A 22,149-nucleotide genomic window follows, 5' to 3' on the forward strand; every position below is an offset into this window, starting at 1 on the left:
GCGCTTCCTTAGCGTTTTGCCTGCCAGATACGGGCCTGATAATCACGGATTGAGCGGTCAGAGCTGAACATGCCGCAGCGCGCGGTGTTCAGAATGCATGCCCGGGTCCACGCCTCCTGGTCGCGGTACAGCACGTCGACCTGTTTCTGCGCTTCAACGTAGGCCGTGAAGTCCGCCATCACCAGGTACGGGTCGCCGCCGTGTTTGTCCATGCTGTGCAGCATCTGGTCAAACGCGTGCTTGTCGCCATCGCTGTATTTGCCGCTTTCCAGCTCCTTCAACACCGCATCCAGCACTTTGTCTTTTTTACGCCATTTCACCGGGTCGTAGCCTTTGGCCTTGATGGCTTTCACTTCTTCAACAGTATGGCCGAAGATAAAGATGTTCTCTTCACCGACCTTCTCGGCGATTTCGACGTTCGCACCGTCCAGCGTGCCGACGGTCAGCGCGCCGTTGAGCGCCAGCTTCATGTTGCCGGTACCGGACGCTTCTTTCCCTGCGGTCGAGATCTGCTCGGAGATATCCGCCGCCGGGATCAGCATTTCAGCCGCCGAGACGCAGTAATCCGGCAGGAACACGACCTTCAGCTTGTCGCCCACTTTCGGATCGCTGTTGATCGCCGCCGCCACTTTATTGATGGCGAGGATAATGTTTTTCGCCAGGTAGTAGCCCGGCGCCGCCTTCGCACCGAACAGGAACACGCGCGGCACGCGGTCGGCCTGCGGGTTCTCGCGGATTTCTTTGTACAGCGCCAGAATGTGCAGCAGGTTCAGGTGCTGACGCTTGTACTCGTGCAGGCGTTTGATCTGGATATCGAAAATGGCATTCGGGTTGATCTCAATCCCGGTACGCATTTTCACAAACTCCGCCAGGCGAACCTTGTTCTCCAGCTTGATCGCGCGGTACTGCTCGCGGAATTTCGCATCGTCGGCGTATTTTTCCAGGTTAATCAGCTGGTCCAGATCGTTAGCCCACTCTTTCTTCAGGGTCTTGTCCAGCAGGCCGGCCAGCAGCGGATTGCACTGCTTGATCCAGCGACGCGGCGTAATGCCGTTGGTCACGTTGTGGAATTTGGTCGGCCACAGCTGGTGATATTCCGGGAACAGATCTTTCACCACCAGATCGGAGTGCAGCGCCGCCACGCCGTTAACGGCAAAGCCGCTCACCACGCACATGTTCGCCATACGCACCTGTTTGTCGTGCACCACCGCCAGCTTCGCCCAGACGGCTTTGTCGCCCGGCCAGGTTTTCTCCACCAGCGTTTTGAACTGGTCGTTAATCTTGTTGATGATCTGCATGTGGCGCGGCAGCAGCGTTTTCACCAGCTTCTCATCCCAGCACTCCAGCGCTTCCGGCATCAGGGTGTGGTTGGTATAGGCGAAGGTGCGGCTGGTGATGGCCCAGGCGTCGTCCCAGCTCAGCTGATGCTCGTCAATCAGCACGCGCAGCAGTTCAGGGATGGCAATAGTCGGGTGCGTATCGTTAAGCTGAATGACTTCGAAGTCCGGCAGTTGCGCCAGCTTGCGGCCCGCCAGGTGATGGCGACGCAGAATGTCCGCCACGGAGCAGGCGCACTGGAAGTACTGCTGCATCAGGCGCAGCTTTTTACCCGCCAGGTGGTTATCGTTCGGATAGAGGACTTTTGTCAGCTTCTCGGCGTCGATGCCCTGCTGCTCGGCACGCAGGAAATCGCCGTCGTTGAATTTGGTCAGGTTGAACGGATGCGCGTGCTTCGCCTGCCACAGACGCAGCGGCTGCGCCACGCCGTTACGGTAGCCGAGCACCGGCAGATCCCAGGCTTCACCGGTAATAGTGAACGCCGGTTCCCAGAGCCCCTGCTTCGTCACTTTCCCGCCGATGCCGACCTGCACGTCCAGCTGCGCGTTGTGGCGGAACCACGGGTAGGTATTGCGATGCCAGTCGTCCGGCGCTTCCATCTGGTGGCCGTCGGCAAACGACTGGCGGAACAGGCCGTACTGGTAGTTCAGGCCATAGCCAATCGCCGACTGGCCGACCGTTGCCATAGAGTCAAGAAAACAGGCCGCCAGACGCCCCAGTCCGCCGTTGCCCAGCGCCGGGTCGATCTCTTCTTCCAGCAGGTCGGTCAGGTTAATGTCGTGCTCTTTCAGCACATCACCCACCTCCTGATACCAGCCAAGGTTCAGCAGGTTGTTGCCGGTCAGGCGGCCAATCAGGAACTCCATCGAGATATAGTTAACGTGACGCTGGCCTTTGACGGGCTTCGCCACGGGCTGAGCATCCAGCTGCTCTGCGAGCGCCCCGCTCACCGCCTGCCACCACTGGTGAGGCGTCATCTCGTTTGCAGCATGAAGGCCAAAACGCTGCCACTGACGCGTCAGGGCAGCCTGGAATTGAGCTTTGTTGAAGGTAGGCTGTGACATAGGGGATCGGCATCCTTTAGAAAGAAAACACAAGTTGGCGCTAGTGTGCCTGGCTCATTTCACCTCTTCCTCCTCCCGTGGGGGATTAGACAGGGAGGAGTAGCGGGGATGAGCGTAAAAGTGTGATCGAGGCCACTCTGAGAGCATAGCCGGAGTGTGCCCGGAAGATAAAAAAGTAACCGGGGAGAATGTCAAAGAAATGAAATGCGGTTTTGGAAGAAATTAATCCACGCGGAAATGATTGCTTACGGAGAATAATATTTCAGCAATCGGGTCCTGCCTAAGGAGATTATTAATCTCACTCAACTTTACCCGAAGTTTATTAAATTCGACGTCATTATACCTTTCTGAAACCAGTTTCAGCCCAGCCTCGTGACATCCATACAAGCCAGCATTGACGCGGCATCAAAGCCTTTTCAAAAAAGTTCCAGCACTGGCCGGAATGTTTTGTGACAGAGTGCAAATTCAGAGCCACAAAAGCCAGACATAACTTGCAATAGTTCTCTTTCTGACCGACCTTATAGCTATTAATTACGAAGCGCAAAAAAAATAAATTCTCTCGTTCCCCACAGTGAAGTGAAACCTATGTTGATTCCGTCAAAATTAAGTCGCCCGGTTCGTCTTGACCATACAGTGGTCCGCGAGCGTCTGCTGGCTAAACTTTCCGGCGCGCATAATTTCCGACTGGCGCTGGTTACGAGCCCTGCAGGTTATGGAAAAACAACGCTCATTTCACAATGGGCCGCAGGTAAGAGCGATCTTGGCTGGTACTCCCTCGACGAGGGCGATAACCAGCAAGAGCGTTTTGCCAGCTATCTGATTGCCGCTATTCAACAGGCAACCAACGGACACTGCGTCGCCAGCGAGGCAATGGTGCAAAAGCGCCAGTACGCCAGCCTGTCCTCCCTTTTCTCTCAGCTGTTTATCGAACTGGCCGAATGGCATCGCCCGCTGTACGTGGTGATTGATGACTATCATCTGATCACGAACCCGGTTATCCATGAGTCGATGCGCTTCTTCCTGCGCCACCAGCCGGAAAACCTGACCCTGGTCGTGCTGTCACGCAACCTGCCGCAGCTCGGTATTGCCAACCTGCGCGTGCGCGATCAGCTTCTGGAAGTGGGCAGCCAGCAGCTGGCCTTTACCCACCAGGAAGCGAAACAGTTCTTTGACTGCCGCCTGACCTCACCCATTGAGGCCTCCGAAAGCAGCCGCTTGTGTGATGATGTCGCAGGCTGGGCCACGGCGCTGCAGCTGATTGCCCTTTCTGCCCGGCAAAACAACAGCCCGACGCACCAGTCTGCGCGCCGTCTGGCCGGCATCAACGCCAGCCATCTTTCGGATTACCTGGTGGATGAGGTGCTGAACAGCGTCGATCCCTCCACCCGCAATTTCCTGCTGAAAAGCTCCCTGCTGCGCTCCATGAACGACGCGCTGATTGTGCGCGTAACAGGCTGTGAGAACGGTCAGCTGCAGCTGGAAGAGATTGAACGTCAGGGCCTGTTCCTGACGCGCATGGACGACCCCGGCGAGTGGTTCAGCTATCACCCGCTGTTTGGCAGCTTCCTGCGCCAGCGCTGCCAGTGGGAGCTGGCAACGGAATTGCCGGAAATCCACCGCGCCGCCGCTGAAAGCTGGATGGCGCAAGGCTTCCCGAGCGAGGCCATTCACCACGCGCTTGCCGCCGGTGACGCCAGCATGCTGCGCGATATCCTGCTTAACCACGCGTGGGGGCTGTTTAACCACAGCGAACTGACGCTGCTGGAAGAGTCGTTGAAAGCCCTGCCGTGGGAGAGCCTGCTGGAGAACCCGCGTCTGGTGCTGCTCCAGGCCTGGCTGATGCAGAGCCAGCACCGCTACAGCGAAGTGAATACCCTGCTGGCGCGCGCCGAGCAGGAGATGGAAAGCGAAATGGATATCACCCTGCACGGCGAATTTAACGCCCTGCGGGCGCAGGTCGCGATTAACGACGGCGATGCGGATGAAGCGGAACGGCTGGCGATGGTCGCGCTGGATGAACTGCCGCTGGCGAATTTCTACAGCCGGATTGTGGCTACCTCGGTGCACGGCGAAGTGCTGCACTGCAAGGGCGAACTGACGCGCTCCCTTTCGCTGATGCAGCAAACCGAGCAGATGGCGCGCCGCCATGATGTGTGGCACTACGCCCTGTGGAGCCTGATCCAGCAAAGCGAGATTTTATTCGCACAGGGGTTCCTGCAGGCCGCCTGGGAAAATCAGGAAAAAGCGTTCCAGCTGATTCGTGAACAGCACCTGGAACAGCTGCCGATGCACGAGTTCCTGTTGCGTATTCGCGCTCAACTGCTGTGGGCATGGTCGCGTCTGGATGAAGCAGAAAGCTGCGCCCGTCAGGGTGTGAACGTGCTCTCCGGCTTCCAGCCTCAGCAGCAATTGCAGTGTCTGGCCCTGCTGGTGCAGTGCTCGCTGGCGCGTGGCGATCTGGATAACGCCCGCAATCACCTTAACCGTCTGGAAAACCTGCTCGGCAACGGTCAGTACCACAGCGACTGGGTATCGAACGCCGACAAGGTTCGGGTGATATACTGGCAGATGACGGGGGACAAAAAATCCGCCGCCAACTGGCTGCGCCAAACGCCTAAACCGGAATTTGCCAATAACCACTTCCTGCAAAGCCAGTGGCGCAACATCGCCCGCGTGCAGATCCTGCTGGGTGACTTTGAGCCTGCCGAAATTGTGCTGGAAGAGTTAAACGAAAACGCCCGCAGCCTGCGTCTGATGAGCGATCTGAACCGCAACCTGCTGCTGCTCAACCAGCTTTACTGGCAGGCGGGCCGCAAAAATGACGCCCAGCGCGTGCTGCTGGAAGCCTTGCAGCTGGCGAACCGCACCGGGTTTATTAGCCACTTCGTGATTGAAGGTGAAGTGATGGCGCAGCAGCTGCGCCAGTTGATTCAGCTCAACACGCTGCCGGAGCTGGATCAGCATCGCGCCCAGCGAATCCTGCGCGAGATTAATCAGCACCATCGCCACAAGTTTGCGCATTTCGACGAGAACTTTGTTGAACGTCTGCTGAACCACCCGGAAGTGCCGGAGCTTATTCGCACCAGCCCGCTCACCCAGCGCGAATGGCAGGTGCTGGGGCTGATCTATTCAGGCTATAGCAACGAGCAGATTGCCGGTGAGCTGGCGGTGGCGGCAACCACCATCAAAACGCACATTCGCAATCTGTATCAGAAGCTGGGCGTGGCGCACCGTCAGGACGCGGTGCAGCATGCGCAGCAGCTGTTGAAGATGATGGGGTACGGAGTTTAGTTTTGTGCGGCCTGATGCCCTCACCCCGGCCCTCTCCCACAGGGAGAGGGAGAACGGCTTTTCAACACAACTCTAACTGCAAATTATTATCCTTAATCACCTGCATCACGCCCGCTGGCGGCATCACGTCGGTATAGACCGCATCCACCATGCTGATGCTGCCCATGTTCACCATCGCGTTACGGCCAAACTTCGAGTGATCCACCACCAGCATCACGTGGCGCGAGTTTTCAATGATTGCGCGCTTGGTGCGCACCTCGTGGTAATCAAACTCCAGCAGCGAGCCATCGCTGTCGATGCCGCTGATCCCCAGGATGCCGAAGTCGAGGCGGAACTGAGAGATAAAGTCGAGCGTCGCTTCGCCGATAATCCCGCCGTCGCGGCTGCGCAGTTCGCCGCCCGCGAGGATGATGCGGAAATCATCTTTCTGCATCAACGTGTTCGCGACGTTCAGGTTGTTGGTCACCACGCGCAGGTTCTCGTGATCCAGCAGCGCATGAGCGACCGCTTCCGGCGTGGTGCCGATGTCAATAAACAGCGTCGCACCGTTCGGGATTTGGCTCGCCACTTTACGCGCAATGCGCTCTTTCTCTGCCGTCTGCGTGGCTTTACGGTCGTGCCAGGAGGTGTTGACCGAGCTGGACGGCAGCGCCGCGCCGCCGTGGTGGCGCAAAATACGGTTCTGGTCGGCCAGATCGTTCAGGTCACGACGGATGGTTTGCGGGCTGACGGCAAACTGCTCGACCAACTCTTCGGTGCTGACGTATCCCTGTTTTTTGACCAGTTCGATAATGGCGTCATGACGTTGTGTTTGTTTCATCAATTATCCCTGAGAATTATGTTCGTTTTCGCGCATGGAGCGTGTCGGCAAGCGCCATTGCAAGACCGACGGCGAGGCCGGTGACGTGCGCACCATTGGCGATAGACATACCAAACAGATCAAACCATCCGGCAATTAGCCATATTAACGCAAAGGCTATTAATCCGCGTTGTAAATAGATGCCGCTTTCCGGGTCGCGCTCCCCGCGAAGCCAGACGTAGCCCATCAAAGCGTAGACGACACCCGACAGCCCGCCGAACCACGGGCCGCTGAATTTATGCTGTACATAGCCGCTCAGCAGGGCGCTGATTACGGTGATGACAATCAGCTTGCCGCTGCCGAGCCGCTTCTCAACGATACCGCCGAGATACCACCACCACAGCAGGTTAAAGAGGATATGCATCACCGAGAAATGCATCAGCGCGTGGGTAAAGTAGCGCCAGACGTCAAAATCCAGCGACGGATCATACGGCCACGCCAGCGCGATCATCACGCTCTGGTCGCCCACCACGTTCATAATAATGAAGACGATAATGCAGGCTGCCATCAGCAGCAGCGTAAACGGGCCCGCGCGCTCGCGTATCGTGGCAAGGAAGGGAAAGCGGCTGTAATGCAGTCCGCTGCCGGTCTGCCCGGATTGCCAGCTGGCCGCCAGATAGCGCGGGTCGCCGGGGTTCTCAAGGAAACGCGCCAGCTCCTCGTTGACCCGCGCAGCCTGGCTCTCGTCGGCCAGCCAGACGTCGGTCTGAGTATGTTGCTGAATGGTCAGAATAACGCCCTGCGTCGCCATATAGTCGACAAACGCCTGGGCGACGCGCGGGTTGGTAAAAGAGGTGATCATCAACATGGGCAGCGGTCGCTTATTTCCACACAAAAGGGGACAGTATAGCGGGATTAGCGCTCAAACGCGTATTCCACTTCTGCCGGGAAATGACGATGCCAGGCATCAAAGCCGCCGTCGACGCTGTATACCGCGTCATAGCCTTGCTGAATCAGATACTGCGCCGCGCCTTTGCTGCTATTGCCGTGGTAGCACATGACCATAACGGGCGTTTCGAAGTCGTTATCGCGCATAAACGCGCCCAGCGTGTCGTTGGTCAGATGAAACGCGCCCGGCGTATGGCCCATGGCAAAACTCTGCGGGTCGCGAATGTCCACCAGCACCGCTTTTCCCTGGTGCATCTTCTGGTGGGCTTCTTCTACGTTAATACATTCAAACTGATCCATGGTGTTCTCTTTACAGTGGTCAACGACAAGATTTTACCCCGTAGTGTACGTCCTGGCGGCGGGTAAACGCCATTATGTTATCCATATCACTCTAAATTGTTTTTTTGATGTTACCAAAAGCGCGTTCCTTTGCTATTATGAGCGATATCGAACATTTTTGAGCTTTAACGAAAGTGCATGAGGGTGTTATGGAAACCAAAGATCTGATTGTGATAGGCGGTGGCATCAACGGTGCCGGTATTGCGGTTGATGCCGCAGGACGCGGTTTATCCGTGCTGATGCTGGAAGCTAACGATCTCGCCTGCGCGACGTCGTCCGCCAGCTCCAAGCTGATCCACGGTGGCCTGCGCTACCTGGAACACTACGAATTCCGCCTGGTCAGCGAAGCGCTGGCCGAACGCGAAGTGCTGCTGAAAATGGCCCCGCATCTGGCGATCCCGATGCGCTTCCGCCTGCCGCACCGTCCGCACCTGCGTCCGGCGTGGATGATCCGCATCGGCCTGTTTATGTACGATCATCTGGGCAAACGCACCAGCCTGCCGGGTTCGAACGGTTTGCGTTTTGGCTCAGAATCGGTCCTTAAGCCGGAAATCGTGCGCGGTTTCGAATATTCAGACTGCTGGGTGGACGATGCGCGCCTGGTTCTGGCGAATGCGCAGATGGTCGAGAAGAAAGGTGGCGAGGTGAAAACCCGGACCCGCGCGACCGCCGCCCGTCGTGAAAACGGCCTGTGGATTGTGGAAGCGGAAGACGTGGATACCGGCGAGAAGTTCAGCTGGAAGGCGCGCGGCCTGGTGAACGCCACCGGCCCGTGGGTGAAGCAGTTCTTCGACGACGGCATGCACCTGCCTTCGCCGTACGGCATCCGCCTGATCAAAGGCAGCCACATTGTGGTGCCGCGCGTGCATACCCAGAAGCAGGCTTATATCCTGCAAAACGAAGATAAACGCATCGTGTTTGTGATCCCGTGGATGGACGAATTCTCCATCATCGGCACCACCGACGTGGAGTACAAGGGCGATCCGAAAAACGTCGAGATCGACGAGAGCGAAGTGAACTACCTGTTGAAAGTGTATAACGCGCACTTTAAGAAACAGCTTTCGCGCGAGGACGTGGTCTGGACCTACTCCGGCGTGCGTCCGCTGTGCGATGACGAGTCTGACTCACCGCAGGCCATCACCCGCGACTACACGCTTGATATCCACGACGTAGACGGTCAGGCACCGCTGCTGTCGGTGTTTGGCGGCAAGCTGACTACCTACCGCAAGCTGGCCGAGCACGCGCTGGAAAAACTGGCGCCGTACTACAAAGGTATTGGCCCGGCGTGGACCAAAGAGGCAGTGCTGCCCGGCGGAGATATTGGCGGAAACCGCGACGATTACGCCGCGAAGCTGCGCCGTCGCTTTCCGTTCATTACCGAAGGGATGGCGCGCCACTACGCCCGCACCTACGGCAGCAATACCGAGCTGTTCCTGGGCGACGCGAAATCGCTTGCCGATCTGGGTGAACATTTCGGCCACGAGCTGTATGAGGCCGAGCTGCGCTACCTGGTTGAGCACGAGTGGGTTCGCCGCCTTGAAGATGCCATCTGGCGTCGTACCAAAGAAGGGATGTGGCTTAACGCCGAGCAGCAGTCTCGCGTGGCGCAGTGGCTGCAGCAGCATGCGGGGAAGCGTGAGCTGTCGCTGGCGTCGTGATGTAAAAAGCCCGGTGGCGCCACCGGGCTTTGTTTTTACAACCGCACCGGATCAATATGCCAGATGTTCTCGGCATACTCCTTGATGGTCCTGTCAGACGAGAAATACCCCATGTTGGCGATGTTGTGCATCGCCGCGCTGGTCCACTTCTCCTGCTGACGGTACAGCTCATCCACTTTATCCTGGCAGTCCACGTAGCTGCGATAATCCGCCAGCACCTGATAGTGGTCGCCAAAGTTAATCAGCGAATCCACCAGATCGCGATAGCGGCCCGGCTCGTCGGGGCTGAACACACCGGTCGCAATCTGCGTCAGGACCTGACGTAGCTCTTCATCCCCTTCATAGAACTCACGCGGGGAGTAGCCTTTCCTGCGCAGCGCCTCCACTTCTTCGGTGGTATTGCCGAAGATAAAGATATTCTCTTCTCCTACGTGCTCCAGCATCTCGACGTTCGCCCCGTCCAGGGTGCCGATGGTCAGCGCGCCGTTGAGAGCAAACTTCATGTTGCTGGTGCCGGACGCTTCCGTCCCCGCCGTGGAGATCTGCTCGGAGAGATCTGCCGCCGGGATGATCAGCTGCGCCAGGCTGACGCTGTAGTTCGGGATGAATACCACCTTCAGCTTGTCGCCAATCTCCGGATCCTGGTTCACCACCTTCGCCACGTCGTTGATCAGGTGAATAATGTGCTTCGCCATGTAGTAGGCGGAAGCCGCCTTACCGGCGAAGATCTTCACGCGCGGCACCCACTCTGCGGTTGGATCGGCCTTAATGCGGTTGTAGTGGGTGATCACGTGCAGCACGTTCATCAGCTGACGCTTGTACTCGTGGATGCGCTTGATCTGCACGTCAAATAGCGCTTTCGGGTTTGCGACCACGTTGAGGTGCATCGCCAGCCAGACCGCCAGACGTTTCTTGTTCAGCAGCTTGGCTTCCCGCACGGCCTTGTTCACCGTCGGGAAATCAATATGCTGCTTAAGCTCGCTCAGCTGGCTCAAATCGGTGCGCCAGGTGCGGCCGATATTCTCATCCAGCACGTCAGAGAGCGGCTGGTTGGCCAGCGCCAGCCAGCGGCGCGGCGTAACGCCGTTGGTGACGTTGCAGAAGCGCGTCGGGAAGATCTTCGCGAAGTCCGCAAACAGGGACTGCACCATCAGGTTCGAGTGCAGCTCGGACACGCCGTTGACCTTGTGGCTGATGACAACCGCCAGCCAGGCCATGCGCACGCGACGACCGTTGGATTCATCAATGATCGAGGCACGGCTCAGCAGCCCGGTATCGTTCGGGTACTGCTCCTGCAGCGTCTTGAGGAAGTAGTCATTGATCTCGAAGATGATTTGCAGGTGGCGCGGCAGAATTTTGCCGAGCATGTCCACCGGCCAGGTCTCCAGCGCTTCGCTCATCAGGGTGTGGTTGGTGTAGGAGAACACCTGGCACGTCACTTCAAACGCGTCGTCCCAGCTGAACTTGTGCTCGTCGATCAGCAGGCGCATCAGCTCGGGAATGGAGAGCACCGGATGGGTGTCGTTAAGGTGAATCGCGGTTTTCTCCGCCAGGTTGGCGTAGGTTTTATGCAGCTGATGGTGGCGGCTGAGGATGTCCTGAATCGTCGCGGAGACGAGGAAATACTCCTGACGCAGGCGCAGCTCGCGCCCGGAGTAGGTTGAGTCATCCGGATACAGCACGCGGGAGACGTTCTCGGAGTGGTTTTTATCTTCCACCGCGGCAAAGTAGTCGCCCTGGTTAAATTTACCGAGGTTGATTTCGCTGCTCGCCTGGGCATTCCACAGGCGCAGCGTATTGGTCGCATCGGTGTCATAGCCGGGGATGATCTGATCATAGGCCACGGCGAGGATCTCTTCGGTTTCCACCCAACGGGACTTTTTCCCTTCCTGCTGAATGCGTCCGCCAAAGCGCACCTTGTAGCGCGTGTTGTGGCGCTTGAACTCCCACGGGTTGCCGTATTCCAGCCAGTAGTCCGGGGACTCTTTCTGGCGGCCGTCAACGATGTTCTGCTTGAACATGCCGTAGTCGTAGCGAATACCGTAGCCGCGCCCCGGCAGCGCCAGCGTTGCCAGCGAGTCAAGGAAGCAGGCGGCAAGACGCCCGAGACCACCGTTACCCAGCCCCGGGTCGTTCTCTTCGTCAATCAGCTCTTCTAAATCCAGCCCCATCTCTTCCAGCGCGGTTTTGACGTCGTCGTAGATACCGAGCGACAGCAGCGCGTTGGAGAGGGTGCGGCCAATCAAAAATTCCATCGACAGGTAGTAAACCTGCCGCGTCTCCTGCGAAAGCTGGGCGCGGTTAGAGCGCAGCCAGCGTTCGACCATGCGGTCACGCACCGCAAACAGGGTGGCGTTCAGCCACTCGTGCTTGTTGGCGATGACCGGATCTTTCCCGATGGTAAACATCAGCTTGTAGGCGATGGAGTGCTTTAACGCCTCAACGCTGAGCGTGGGGGAAGAGTAGCTAAATGGAGCGTTCATATCAGTAACTTCGCCTCGTTACATCAAGCGTTGATAAAGGTCGCGGTACGACTGCGCCGCAACGTGCCAGCTAAAGTCCATGGACATCGCCTGACGCTGAACGTAACGCCACAGGGATGGACGGGACCACAAGACGAACGCACGCCGGATCGCCCGAAGCAGCGACCAGGCATTACTGTCTTCAAAGACAAACCCGCTGGCGATACCATCCGCCAGGTTTTCCAGAGAGCTATCCGACACCGTATCCGCCAGCCCGCCCGTGCGGCGCACCAGCGGCAGCGTGCCGTATTTCAGACCGTAGAGCTGCGTCAGGCCGCAGGGTTCGAAACGGCTCGGCACCAGAATCACGTCCGCGCCGCCCATAATGCGGTGCGAGAACGCTTCGTGATAGCCAATCTGCACGCCCACCTGCCCCGGATGTTCCGCGGCGGCGGCGAGGAAACCTTCCTGCAGCACCGGGTCGCCCGCGCCGAGCAGCGCCAGCTGTCCGCCCTGCTCCAGTAAACCGGGCAGCGCCTCCAGCACCAGATCCAGCCCTTTCTGGCTGGTCAGGCGGCTGACCACCGCAAACAGCGGCACCTTATCGTTGACCTTCAGCCCCATCGCAATTTGCAGCTGGCGTTTGTTTTCGGCTTTATCTTCCACCGAGTCGCGGCCATAGCGCGCGGCCAGCAGGAGATCGGTTTCAGGGCTCCAGATCTGCTCATCCACGCCGTTCAGAATGCCCGACAGGCGGCCTTCACGATGGCGCTGCTGCAGCAGCCCTTCCAGACCGTAGCCAAACTCCGGCTGGGTAATTTCACGCGCGTAGGTGGGGCTCACCGCCGTGATGTGGTCGGCGTAGTACAGCCCGGCCTTCAGGAACGAAATTTGCCCGTTGAACTCCAGCCCGTGCATGTTATAGAACGACCATGGCAGATCGATGTCATTCATATGATGCGCATAGTACATGCCCTGATACGCCAGGTTGTGCACCGTAAACACCGATTTTGCCGGATGCCCTTTTGCCGCCAGATACGCTGGCGTCAGCCCGGCGTGCCAGTCGTGCGCGTGGACCACATCCGGACGCCAGAATGGATCCAGCCCGACGGCCATCTCCGCCCCCACCCAGCCGAGCAGCGCAAAGCGCAGCACGTTGTCGGTATAGGCGAACAGGTTGGTATCGTGATACGGGCTGCCCGGACGGTCGTACAGATGCGGTGCGTCGATCAGGTAGATCCCTACGCCGTTGTAATGCCCAAACAGCAGGGTGATGCGTCCGGCAAACGTTTCACGGCGGGTCACGACCTTTGCATCAGGTATGCCGCGCCGGATATCCGGGAAGGCGGGCAGCAGGACGCGGGTATCGACTCCACCGGCGATTTGCGCCGCCGGTAATGCACCAAGAACATCCGCCAGGCCGCCCGTTTTTAACAACGGGAACATCTCAGAACATACGTGTAAAACCTGCATCATCGCTCCTGTTTGATCTGCAGCTTCCGCAACATTTCCCGTGTGACTAACACGATCCCCTCTTCAGAACGGTAGAAGCGACGCGCATCTTCTTCCGCGTTTTCACCAATCACCATTCCCTCAGGAATGACGCAGGCGCGGTCGATAACGCAGCGACGCAGACGACACGAACGCCCTACCCAGACATCCGGCAGCAGAACCGCCGAATCGATATTACAGAATGAGTTTATACGCACGCGCGGGAACAGCACGGATTGCACCACCACCGAACCTGAGATGATGCACCCGCCGGAGACCAGCGAGTTCAGGGTCATGCCGTGGCTGCCGGAGCGGTCCTGCACGAACTTCGCCGGCGGCAGGGATTCCATGTGGGTACGAATCGGCCAGTTCTGGTCGTACATATCCAGCTCAGGCGTCACGGACGCCAGATCGAGGTTGGCTTTCCAGTACGCTTCCAGGGTTCCCACATCGCGCCAGTATGGCTCCGCATTCGGATCGGACTGCACGCAGGACAATGGGAAGGGATGTGCATAGGCCATGCCAGCTTTGGTGATTTTCGGGATGATGTCTTTACCGAAGTCGTGGCTGGAGCTTTCGTCTTTGTCGTCTTCTTCGAGCAGCTCATAAAGATAATCTGCATCAAAGACATAGATCCCCATGCTGGCGAGCGATTTGGTGTCATCGCCCGGCATGGTTGGCGGGTTCGCCGGTTTTTCAACGAAGTCGATAATCTTGTCGTCCGCATCCACGTGCATCACGCCAAACGCCGTCGCCTCGGCAACGGGCACCGGCAGACACGCCACGGTGCAGCGCGCCCCTTTTTCGACGTGGTCGATCAGCATGTGCGAGTAATCCTGCTTGTAGATGTGGTCACCCGCGAGGATCACGATGTATTCCGCGCTGTAGCGGCGAATAATGTCGAGGTTTTGGGTCACCGCATCCGCCGTGCCGCGGTACCAGTTTTCCCCGTGAACGCGCTGCTGCGCCGGGAGCAGATCGACAAACTCGTTCATCTCTTCGCTGAAGAATGACCAGCCGCGCTGAATGTGCTGTACCAGGGTGTGCGACTGATACTGAGTAATGACGCCAATGCGGCGAATGCCCGAGTTCAGGCAGTTTGAGAGCGCAAAGTCGATAATGCGGAACTTACCACCAAAGTGAACGGCCGGCTTGGCGCGCTTGATGGTCAAATCTTTCAGACGGGTACCACGCCCGCCCGCAAGTATCAGGGCAACGGTTTTTAATGGTAGCTGGCGCGCCAACATTAACGGATCGTTCTTCTCTAATCTAACCATGACTAACTCCTTTTTTATCATCTTTGGAATACGCACACTCCGTGCGCAGGCCCGTGCCAGACAGCCATTACTACCGGATTATCCGCTCCGGCAAAGGGGGGAACAGCTCGCCACTCCCCGTCAGGTAAAACAATCTCTGCGACGTCGTCCGTCGCGTTCAGCGTCACCAGCCACTTACCCGAAAGCAGGATTTGCAGGCAGGTGATGCCGTGTTGCCACTCTTGCGCGCTCAACGGCTGCGCGTCTTTATTCAGCCAGCTAACGTTGCCGTCGCCCTCTTCCCACCAGCTGTCGGCGGTAAGGGCGGGGATCTGCTGGCGAAGGTGGATTAGCGCCGCGGTGAAATGGGTCAACCCGCTGTTCGCCTCCCCCCAGTCGAGCCAGGTTAAGGTGTTGTCCTGGCAATAGGCGTTGTTGTTGCCGTGCTGGCTGTGGCCGTGCTCGTCGCCCGCCAGCAGCATCGGTGTGCCCTGAGACAGCAAAAGCGTCGTCAGCAGCGCATGAACGCTGGCGCGTCGCCGCTCGATCACATCCAGACTTCCGCCTAACCCTTCTATACCATGATTGAAGCTATGGTTATTGTTAGTGCCATCGCGATTCTCTTCGCCGTTGGCCTCATTGTGTTTCTGATTGAAACAAACGCAGTCGCGCAGCGTAAAACCGTCATGCGCCGTCACCAGGTTGATGGTGGCCGACGGACGTTTTCCGTCGCGCTTAAAGAGATCGCTGGAGCCGGCAAAGCGTCCGGCGAACTCACCCAGCGACAGATCGCGCGCCAGCCAGAAGCGGCGGATGGCATCGCGGTAGTGGTCGTTCCACTCGGCAAACAGCGGCGGGAAGTTCCCCACCTGATAACCGCCTTCACCAATGTCCCAGGGTTCCGCAATCAGCTTCACCGTTGAGAGCACCGGGCAGTTTTTTATCGCCTCAAACAGCGGTGCCTGCTGGCTAAATGCTGGAGTGCGCCCCATCACCGGCGCCAGGTCGAAACGAAAACCGTCCACGTGGAACGTTTCAACCCAGTATTTCAGGCATTCGTACGCGTAATGCGTGACCGCCGGATGGCTGAGGTTGAGGGTATTACCGCACCCGGTCCAGTTCTCGTAATCGCCATCTTCCCTGATCCAATAATAGCTACGGTTATCGATTCCGCGCTGTGAGAGCGTCGGGCCGTCAAGATCGCTTTCCGCACTGTGGTTCAGCACCACGTCCAGAATGACCTCAATGCCCGCGGCGTGGAGCGCCTTAACCGCGTCGCGAAACTCGTCCCGCGCTTTCTCCGGATGCACCGCGTAGCGCGGGTCGAGAGCGAACATCGCCAGCGGGTTGTAGCCCCAGTAGTTGCTTAACCCAAGACGCTGAAGACGCGGCTCGCTGGCGAAATGCGCCACCGGAAGCAGCTCCAGCGCGGTGATGCCCAAATGCTTCAGGTAAGCGACCATGGTCGGATGCCCCAGCGCTTTGTAGGTGCCGCGCATCTCTTTGGGGATCGACGGGTGCAGGTAGGTCAGCCCTTTGACGTGCGCTTCATAGATGACGGTGTTACCCCACGGCGTGCGCGGCGGGGCATCGTCTTCCCAGTCGTAGAGATCGTGCACCACCGCGCTTTTCGGCGCGACGGGCGCGCTGTCGCGGTGGTCCGGTTCGCCGTAGCCGACGTGGAACAGCGGGTCGTCTTTAAACTCGCCGTCCACGCGGCGCGCGCACGGGTCAATCAGCAGCTTCGCCGGGTTAAACCAGTGCCCCTGAGAAGGCTCCCACGGGCCGTGTACGCGGAAACCGTAGTGCATTCCCGGACGCCCGCCGGACAGGTAACCGTGCCAGATGTCTCCCGTGCGGGACGGTAAATCGTAACGGTGCTCGTTACCCTCCCCGTCAAACACGCAGAGCTCCACCCGCTCCGCGTGAGCAGAAAAGAGCGTGAAGTTCACCCCCTTTCCATCAAAACTCGCGCCGAGCGGTTCGGGTTTACCTGCCGTAAGCTGCGTCATTCTCCCTCCCGCATCAGCCAGATGGTGCCAAGCGGCGGCAGCATCAGGCTCAGGGAATTTGGACGCCCGTGGCTTTCAATCGCATCGCTCTGCACCAGCCCGCCGTTACCGGCGTTACTGCCGTGGTAATGCATGGAATCGGTATTCAGGATCTCGCGCCATTTGCCCGGCTGGTTAATGCCGAAGCGGTAGTGTTCGCGCGGCACCGGCGTGAAGTTGCTGGCGACGATAATCTCGTTGCCCGCTTTATCGCGACGTACAAAGACAAACACCGAGCGCTCGTGGTCGTCCACCACCAGCCACTCAAAGCCGTACGGATCAAAGTCCAGCTCGTGTAGCGCTTTGTGGTGGCGGTAGGTCAGGTTCAGGTCGCGTACCAGACGCTGTACGCCGTGGTGCCAGTTGTCGCCGCCCTCCAGCAGATGCCAGTCGAGGCTGGTGTCGTGGTTCCACTCGCGACCCTGGGCGAACTCATTGCCCATAAACAGCAGCTTTTTGCCCGGGAAGGCAAACATCCAGCCGTAGTAGGCGCGCAGGTTGGCAAACTTCTGCCACGCATCGCCCGGCATACGGTCGAGAATGGATTTTTTGCCGTGCACCACTTCATCGTGCGACAGCGGCAGCATGAAGTTTTCGGTGTAGTTGTAGAGCAGCCCGAAGGTGAGCTTATCGTGGTGATACTGACGATAAACCGGGTCGAGCTTCATGTAGTCGAGCGTGTCGTGCATCCAGCCCAGGTTCCACTTGTACCAGAACCCCAGGCCACCTGATGACGGAGGGCGGGAGACGCCCGCAAAGTCCGTCGACTCTTCCGCCATGGTCACGGCGCCTTCCACCTGCTCGCCAATGATGCGGTTGGTGTTGCGCAGAAATTCAATCGCTTCGAGGTTTTCACGGCCGCCATACTCGTTCGGGATCCACTCTCCCTCTTTGCGGCTGTAGTCGCGGTAGATCATCGAGGCCACCGCATCCACGCGCAGGGCATCAATGCCGAAGCGTTCGATCCAGTACAGCGCATTCCCCACCAGGTAATTCGACACTTCACGGCGACCGTAGTTGTAGATCAGCGTGTTCCAGTCCTGGTGATAGCCTTCGCGCGGGTCGCTGTGCTCGTACAGCTTCGTGCCGTCGAACTCTGCCAGCGCAAAATCGTCCGACGGGAAATGGCCCGGGACCCAGTCGAGGATCACGTTCAGCCCGGCGGCGTGCGCGGCATCAATGAAATAGCGGAAATCATCGCGCGTGCCGAAGCGTCGCGTGGGCGCATACAGCCCGGTGGGCTGATAGCCCCAGCTGCCGTCGAACGGGTGCTCGTTAACCGGCAGCAGTTCGAGGTGGGTAAAGCCCATCCATTTGGCGTACGGCACCAGCTGGTCGGCGAGCTCCCGGTAGCTGAGCCAGAAGTTGTTATCGGTGTGGCGGCGCCAGGAGCCGAGATGCACTTCGTAAACGGAGATCGGCGCATCAAAGCGGTTGGCCTGCTTGCGCTCCTCGGTCTGGACGACCTTCTCCGGCAGGCCGCAGATCAGCGATGCGGTATCCGGGCGCATCTGCGCCTCAAAGGCGTACGGGTCGGCTTTAATGCGCAGGTTGCCGTGCGCGTCGATCATCTCAAATTTGTAGAGCTGGCCATTATGCGCCCCGGGGATAAACAGCTCCCAGATGCCCGTCTCACGGCGCAGGCGCATCGGGTGGCGGCGACCGTCCCAGTAGTTGAACTGCCCAACGACGGAAACGCGCTGGGCGTTTGGCGCCCATACGGCAAAGCGCGTGCCGGTGATACCGTCCATGGTATCCGCGTGGGCACCCAGCGTTTCGTAAGGGCGTAAATGGGTCCCTTCGGACAGCAGCCAGGCGTCCATCTCTTTTAAGAGCGGCCCAAAGCTGTAGGGATCATCAATCAGGTTTTGCTGGCCGTGCCAGATAACGGCGAGCTGATAGCGAAAGGGGTTTTTACGGCGGGGCATGACGCCCGAGAAGAAGCCGCGCGAGTCGAGGCATTCCAGATTACCCACCTTGCGGCCGGTTTTGGGTTCGATAACCCACACTTCTGTCGCATCCGGCAACAGCGCCCGAACTTCCAGTCCGGCCTCTGTACGGTGCATCCCTAGCACAGAAAAGGGGTCAGCAAAATGACCCGCAATAAGCGCATTAATCACGTCTCTCGAAATACGATCGGACATGGTATTCATCCTGTTTTTTTATGTCGCCCTTTTTACGCGCTCCGGGACGACTTTTAATGTGACCTAAACGGTGCAGTTGATCCTCTCTGCTCCGCCCTACCCTCAGGTGAGAAATAAATCTTCCTTAAAGCATAGCCAACGTCGTGGTTCCTCCTGATAAAAAATAAGACATCTGCGTTTTACTCCATGTAGTACGCAAAAAAAGGGGGTGACAATCACCCCCTGTGTTTAACAAATTATTACGCCAGCTGGCGCAGCATGCGGCGCAGCGGCTCGGCGGCCCCCCACAGGAGCTGGTCGCCGACGGTGAACGCGGAGAGATACTCCGGCCCCATGTTCAGCTTGCGCAGGCGGCCAACCGGCGTGGTCAGCGTGCCGGTAACGGCAGCCGGGGTCAGTTCACGCATGGTGATATCGCGATCGTTTGGTACCACTTTCGCCCACGGGTTGTGCGCGGCCAGCAGCTCTTCCACGGTCGGAATAGACACATCTTTTTTCAGTTTAATGGTGAAGGCCTGGCTGTGGCAGCGCAGCGCGCCGATACGCACGCACAGACCGTCAACCGGAATGGTATTCGCGGTGGCGAGGATTTTGTTGGTCTCCGCCTGGCCCTTCCACTCTTCGCGGGTCTGGCCGTTATCCAGCTGTTTGTCGATCCACGGGATCAGACCGCCGGCCAGCGGTACGCCGAAGTTATCCACCGGCAGCTCGCCGCTGCGGGTCAGCTGAGTGACTTTGCGCTCGATGTCGAGGATGGCGGACGCCGGGTTTGCCAGCTCGGTCGCGACGCTTTGGTGCAGCTGGCCCATCTGGGTCAGCAGCTCGCGCATGTGGCGCGCGCCGCCGCCGGACGCGGCCTGGTAGGTCGCCACGGAGACCCACTCCACCAGGTCCTGCGCGAACAGGCCGCCGAGGGACATCAGCATCAGGCTGACGGTGCAGTTACCGCCAACAAAGGTTTTCACGCCGTTGTTCAGGCCGTCGGTGATGACGTCCTGGTTAACCGGGTCGAGAATAATGATGGCATCGTCTTTCATGCGCAGTGAAGAGGCCGCGTCAATCCAGTAGCCCTGCCAGCCGCTTTCACGCAGCTTTGGATAGATTTCGTTGGTATAATCGCCGCCCTGGCAGGTCACAATAATGTCGAGTGCCTTCAGCGCTTCCAGATCGTAAGCGTCCTGCAACGTGCCTGTGGTACCACCAAAGGACGGAGCAGCCTGGCCGAGCTGGGAAGTGGAGAAGAAGACCGGGCGGATAGCGTCGAAATCGCGCTCTTCAACCATGCGTTGCATGAGTACAGAGCCGACCATACCGCGCCAGCCGATGAAACCAACGTTTTTCATAGCATTTTTTTCCTGCTGAGGGTGTGTGCTGATTGTGCAAGCCAGTATTGAACTGGGATATGCTTCACATTACAAAATGCTGCCAAAGTCGCAAGCGAAATTAATCGATGATTGCCCGGCAATCAGAAATACAGCTAATTATCATAATAACCATAGAGAGTTTCAGGGATAATTTACATGAGTGAAATCATTTCAGCAGCGGTTTTATTGATCCTGATAATGGATCCACTGGGCAACCTGCCCATCTTCATGTCGGTGCTGAAGCACACCGAGCCGAAGCGCCGCCGGGCGATCATGATCCGCGAGCTGCTTATTGCCCTGCTGGTGATGTTTATCTTCCTGTTTGCCGGTGAAAAAATCCTCGCGTTCCTGAACCTGCGCGCCGAAACGGTCTCCATTTCCGGCGGGATTATTCTCTTCCTGATTGCCATTAAGATGATCTTCCCGAGCGCCGAAGGCAGCAGCAGCGGCCTGCCCGCGGGCGAAGAGCCGTTTATCGTGCCGCTGGCGATTCCCCTCGTCGCGGGGCCAACCATTCTGGCGACGCTGATGCTGCTGTCGCATCAGTATCCGAATCAGATGAGCCATCTGGTCATTGCCCTGCTGATTGCCTGGGGCGGAACATTTATTATTCTGCTGCAGTCGTCGCTGTTCCTGCGCCTGCTGGGTGAGAAAGGGGTGAACGCGCTGGAGCGTCTGATGGGGCTGATTCTGGTAATGATGGCGACGCAGATGTTCCTGGACGGCATCCGGGCGTGGATGAAAGGATGACTTTCTCCCTCTCCCCGTGGGAGAGGGCCGGGGTGAGGGCATCAGGCCGCTGAGGCCGACCACCTACCCCTTACGAATCAAATACCGGTACGGCAGCGTTTCCGTCTGCTGTGCCACCAGTTCATGCTCCATAAAGGTACAAAAACCGGGAATATCGCGCGTGGTGGCCGGATCGTCGGCAATAATCAGCAGCGTTTCACCGGTCTGCATGTTACGCACGGTCTTACGTACCATCATTACCGGCTCCGGGCAGCGAAGGCCCTGGGCATCAAGGGTGTGGTCTGGGCTGGAAAACAGGTCGGTCATGATCTTCTCGGTCAGATAAAAACGGCAGTAGTTTACGCCCCGGCGCGGGCAATGCAAACCAGGTTAACGATTGCGCAAAAACTAACCATTGCAAAGTCCAGCCAAAGCAGTATCATGCTGCGGTTTTTATTGGGTTCCCTCACCCCAACGTATAAAAAGGTCACAATATGACGCAGTTCTCTGAATCACAGCGCGTAAAAGCGTTGTTCTGGCTTTCGCTTTTCCATTTGCTGGTGATCACCTCCAGCAACTACCTGGTGCAGCTCCCGATCTCCATTTTTGGTTTTCATACCACCTGGGGCGCGTTTAGCTTTCCGTTTATTTTCCTCGCCACCGATCTGACCGTGCGTATCTTCGGCGCACCGCTGGCGCGCCGCATTATCTTTGCGGTCATGCTTCCGGCGCTGTTCATCTCGTACGTGATCTCCTCCCTGTTTTACATGGGTAGCTGGCAGGGCTTTGAGGCGCTGACACACTTCAACCTGTTTGTCGCCCGTATCGCCGCGGCAAGCTTTATGGCCTACGCGCTGGGGCAGATCCTCGACGTGCACGTGTTTAACCGCCTGCGTCAGAATCACCGCTGGTGGATGGCGCCGACCGCGTCCACGCTGTTCGGCAACGTGAGCGATACGCTGGCCTTCTTCTTCATCGCCTTCTGGCGCAGCCCGGATGCCTTTATGGCCGAGCACTGGATGGAGATCGCGCTGGTGGACTACTGCTTCAAGGTGCTCATCAGCATTGTTTTCTTCCTGCCGATGTACGGCGTGCTGCTGAATATGCTGCTGAAAAGGCTGGCAGATAAATCTGAAATCACGGCATTGCAGGCTGGTTAAGGGTTCGCTTTATCAGTTGTGATAAGATGGGTGAATGAGCCGCTATGGCCGTTTA

Annotated in this window: 15 protein-coding genes; 4 read left to right on the forward strand and 11 right to left on the reverse strand. The window is 58.1% G+C overall.

Features of this window, described 5'->3' with window-relative positions; genetic code table 11:
* Positions 1-8: 8 nt before the first annotated feature.
* Positions 9-2,402 carry a maltodextrin phosphorylase gene (gene malP / locus IM294_RS19110; protein ID WP_028014682.1) on the reverse strand — a complete coding sequence of 798 codons (2,394 nt, stop codon included), beginning with the start codon at positions 2,400-2,402 and terminating at the stop codon, positions 9-11.
* A gap of 585 nt (positions 2,403-2,987) precedes the next feature.
* Between malP and malT the strand changes: the two genes are divergently transcribed.
* Positions 2,988-5,693, forward strand: a complete 2,706-nt coding sequence (malT, locus tag IM294_RS19115; protein WP_047367202.1) for an HTH-type transcriptional regulator MalT — start codon at positions 2,988-2,990, stop codon at positions 5,691-5,693.
* Positions 5,694-5,754: 61 nt separating this feature from the next.
* On the opposite strand, the gene IM294_RS19120 is transcribed toward malT, so the two are convergent.
* From IM294_RS19120 to glpE, 3 genes are read right to left on the reverse strand one after another with little or no spacing between them, the layout of a single operon-like run.
* Complete coding sequence (locus IM294_RS19120) at positions 5,755-6,513, reverse strand: DeoR/GlpR family transcriptional regulator (protein ID WP_008503060.1); 759 nt, start codon at positions 6,511-6,513, stop codon at positions 5,755-5,757.
* A gap of 16 nt (positions 6,514-6,529) precedes the next feature.
* Positions 6,530-7,360 (reverse strand): rhomboid family intramembrane serine protease GlpG, encoded by an 831-nt coding sequence (glpG, locus tag IM294_RS19125; protein ID WP_028014685.1) that lies wholly within the window; start codon positions 7,358-7,360, stop codon positions 6,530-6,532.
* A gap of 47 nt (positions 7,361-7,407) precedes the next feature.
* Positions 7,408-7,740 carry a thiosulfate sulfurtransferase GlpE gene (gene glpE / locus IM294_RS19130; protein WP_028014686.1) on the reverse strand — a complete coding sequence of 111 codons (333 nt, stop codon included), beginning with the start codon at positions 7,738-7,740 and terminating at the stop codon, positions 7,408-7,410.
* A gap of 188 nt (positions 7,741-7,928) precedes the next feature.
* On the opposite strand from glpE, the gene glpD reads away from it, so the two are divergent.
* Entirely contained in the window at positions 7,929-9,437 is a 1,509-nt protein-coding gene (glpD, locus tag IM294_RS19135; RefSeq protein WP_126818587.1) for a glycerol-3-phosphate dehydrogenase, read from the forward strand.
* A gap of 35 nt (positions 9,438-9,472) precedes the next feature.
* Here the strand turns inward: glpD and glgP are convergent, their stop codons facing one another.
* The 6 genes from glgP to asd form a co-directional block, all read right to left on the reverse strand.
* On the reverse strand, positions 9,473-11,920 hold the full coding sequence (gene glgP, locus IM294_RS19140; protein ID WP_041911899.1) for a glycogen phosphorylase: 2,448 nt from the start codon (positions 11,918-11,920) through the stop codon (positions 9,473-9,475).
* 18 nt (positions 11,921-11,938) lie between these two features.
* Positions 11,939-13,372, reverse strand: a complete 1,434-nt coding sequence (glgA, locus tag IM294_RS19145; RefSeq protein ID WP_041911898.1) for a glycogen synthase GlgA — start codon at positions 13,370-13,372, stop codon at positions 11,939-11,941.
* The gene (gene glgC / locus IM294_RS19150) at positions 13,372-14,667 is read right to left on the reverse strand and encodes a glucose-1-phosphate adenylyltransferase (RefSeq protein ID WP_028014690.1); all 1,296 of its coding nucleotides are present in this window, start codon (positions 14,665-14,667) and stop codon (positions 13,372-13,374) included. Before glgC ends, glgA begins: the two co-directional genes overlap by 1 nt.
* Before the next feature lie 17 nt (positions 14,668-14,684).
* Positions 14,685-16,658, reverse strand: coding sequence for a glycogen debranching protein GlgX (glgX, locus tag IM294_RS19155; protein ID WP_047367204.1), 1,974 nt, complete (start codon positions 16,656-16,658; stop codon positions 14,685-14,687).
* Positions 16,655-18,841: a 1,4-alpha-glucan branching enzyme gene (gene glgB / locus IM294_RS19160; RefSeq protein WP_126818588.1), complete on the reverse strand. Its 2,187-nt coding sequence runs from the start codon at positions 18,839-18,841 to the stop codon at positions 16,655-16,657. Before glgB ends, glgX begins: the two co-directional genes overlap by 4 nt.
* Before the next feature lie 239 nt (positions 18,842-19,080).
* The gene (gene asd / locus IM294_RS19165) at positions 19,081-20,184 is read right to left on the reverse strand and encodes an aspartate-semialdehyde dehydrogenase (protein ID WP_022649649.1); all 1,104 of its coding nucleotides are present in this window, start codon (positions 20,182-20,184) and stop codon (positions 19,081-19,083) included.
* 177 nt (positions 20,185-20,361) lie between these two features.
* On the opposite strand from asd, the gene yhgN reads away from it, so the two are divergent.
* Positions 20,362-20,955 carry an NAAT family transporter YhgN gene (gene yhgN / locus IM294_RS19170; protein ID WP_003861574.1) on the forward strand — a complete coding sequence of 198 codons (594 nt, stop codon included), beginning with the start codon at positions 20,362-20,364 and terminating at the stop codon, positions 20,953-20,955.
* A gap of 63 nt (positions 20,956-21,018) precedes the next feature.
* On the opposite strand, the gene tusA is transcribed toward yhgN, so the two are convergent.
* Entirely contained in the window at positions 21,019-21,261 is a 243-nt protein-coding gene (gene tusA / locus IM294_RS19175) for a sulfurtransferase TusA (RefSeq protein ID WP_032653764.1), read from the reverse strand.
* A gap of 167 nt (positions 21,262-21,428) precedes the next feature.
* On the opposite strand from tusA, the gene IM294_RS19180 reads away from it, so the two are divergent.
* On the forward strand, positions 21,429-22,094 hold the full coding sequence (locus IM294_RS19180; RefSeq protein WP_028014693.1) for a 7-cyano-7-deazaguanine/7-aminomethyl-7-deazaguanine transporter: 666 nt from the start codon (positions 21,429-21,431) through the stop codon (positions 22,092-22,094).
* Positions 22,095-22,149: the final 55 nt, after the last annotated feature.

It is taken from the genome of Enterobacter cloacae complex sp. P43RS, from assembly GCF_014930585.1.
Classification (GTDB): Bacteria; Pseudomonadota; Gammaproteobacteria; order Enterobacterales; family Enterobacteriaceae; genus Enterobacter; species Enterobacter bugandensis.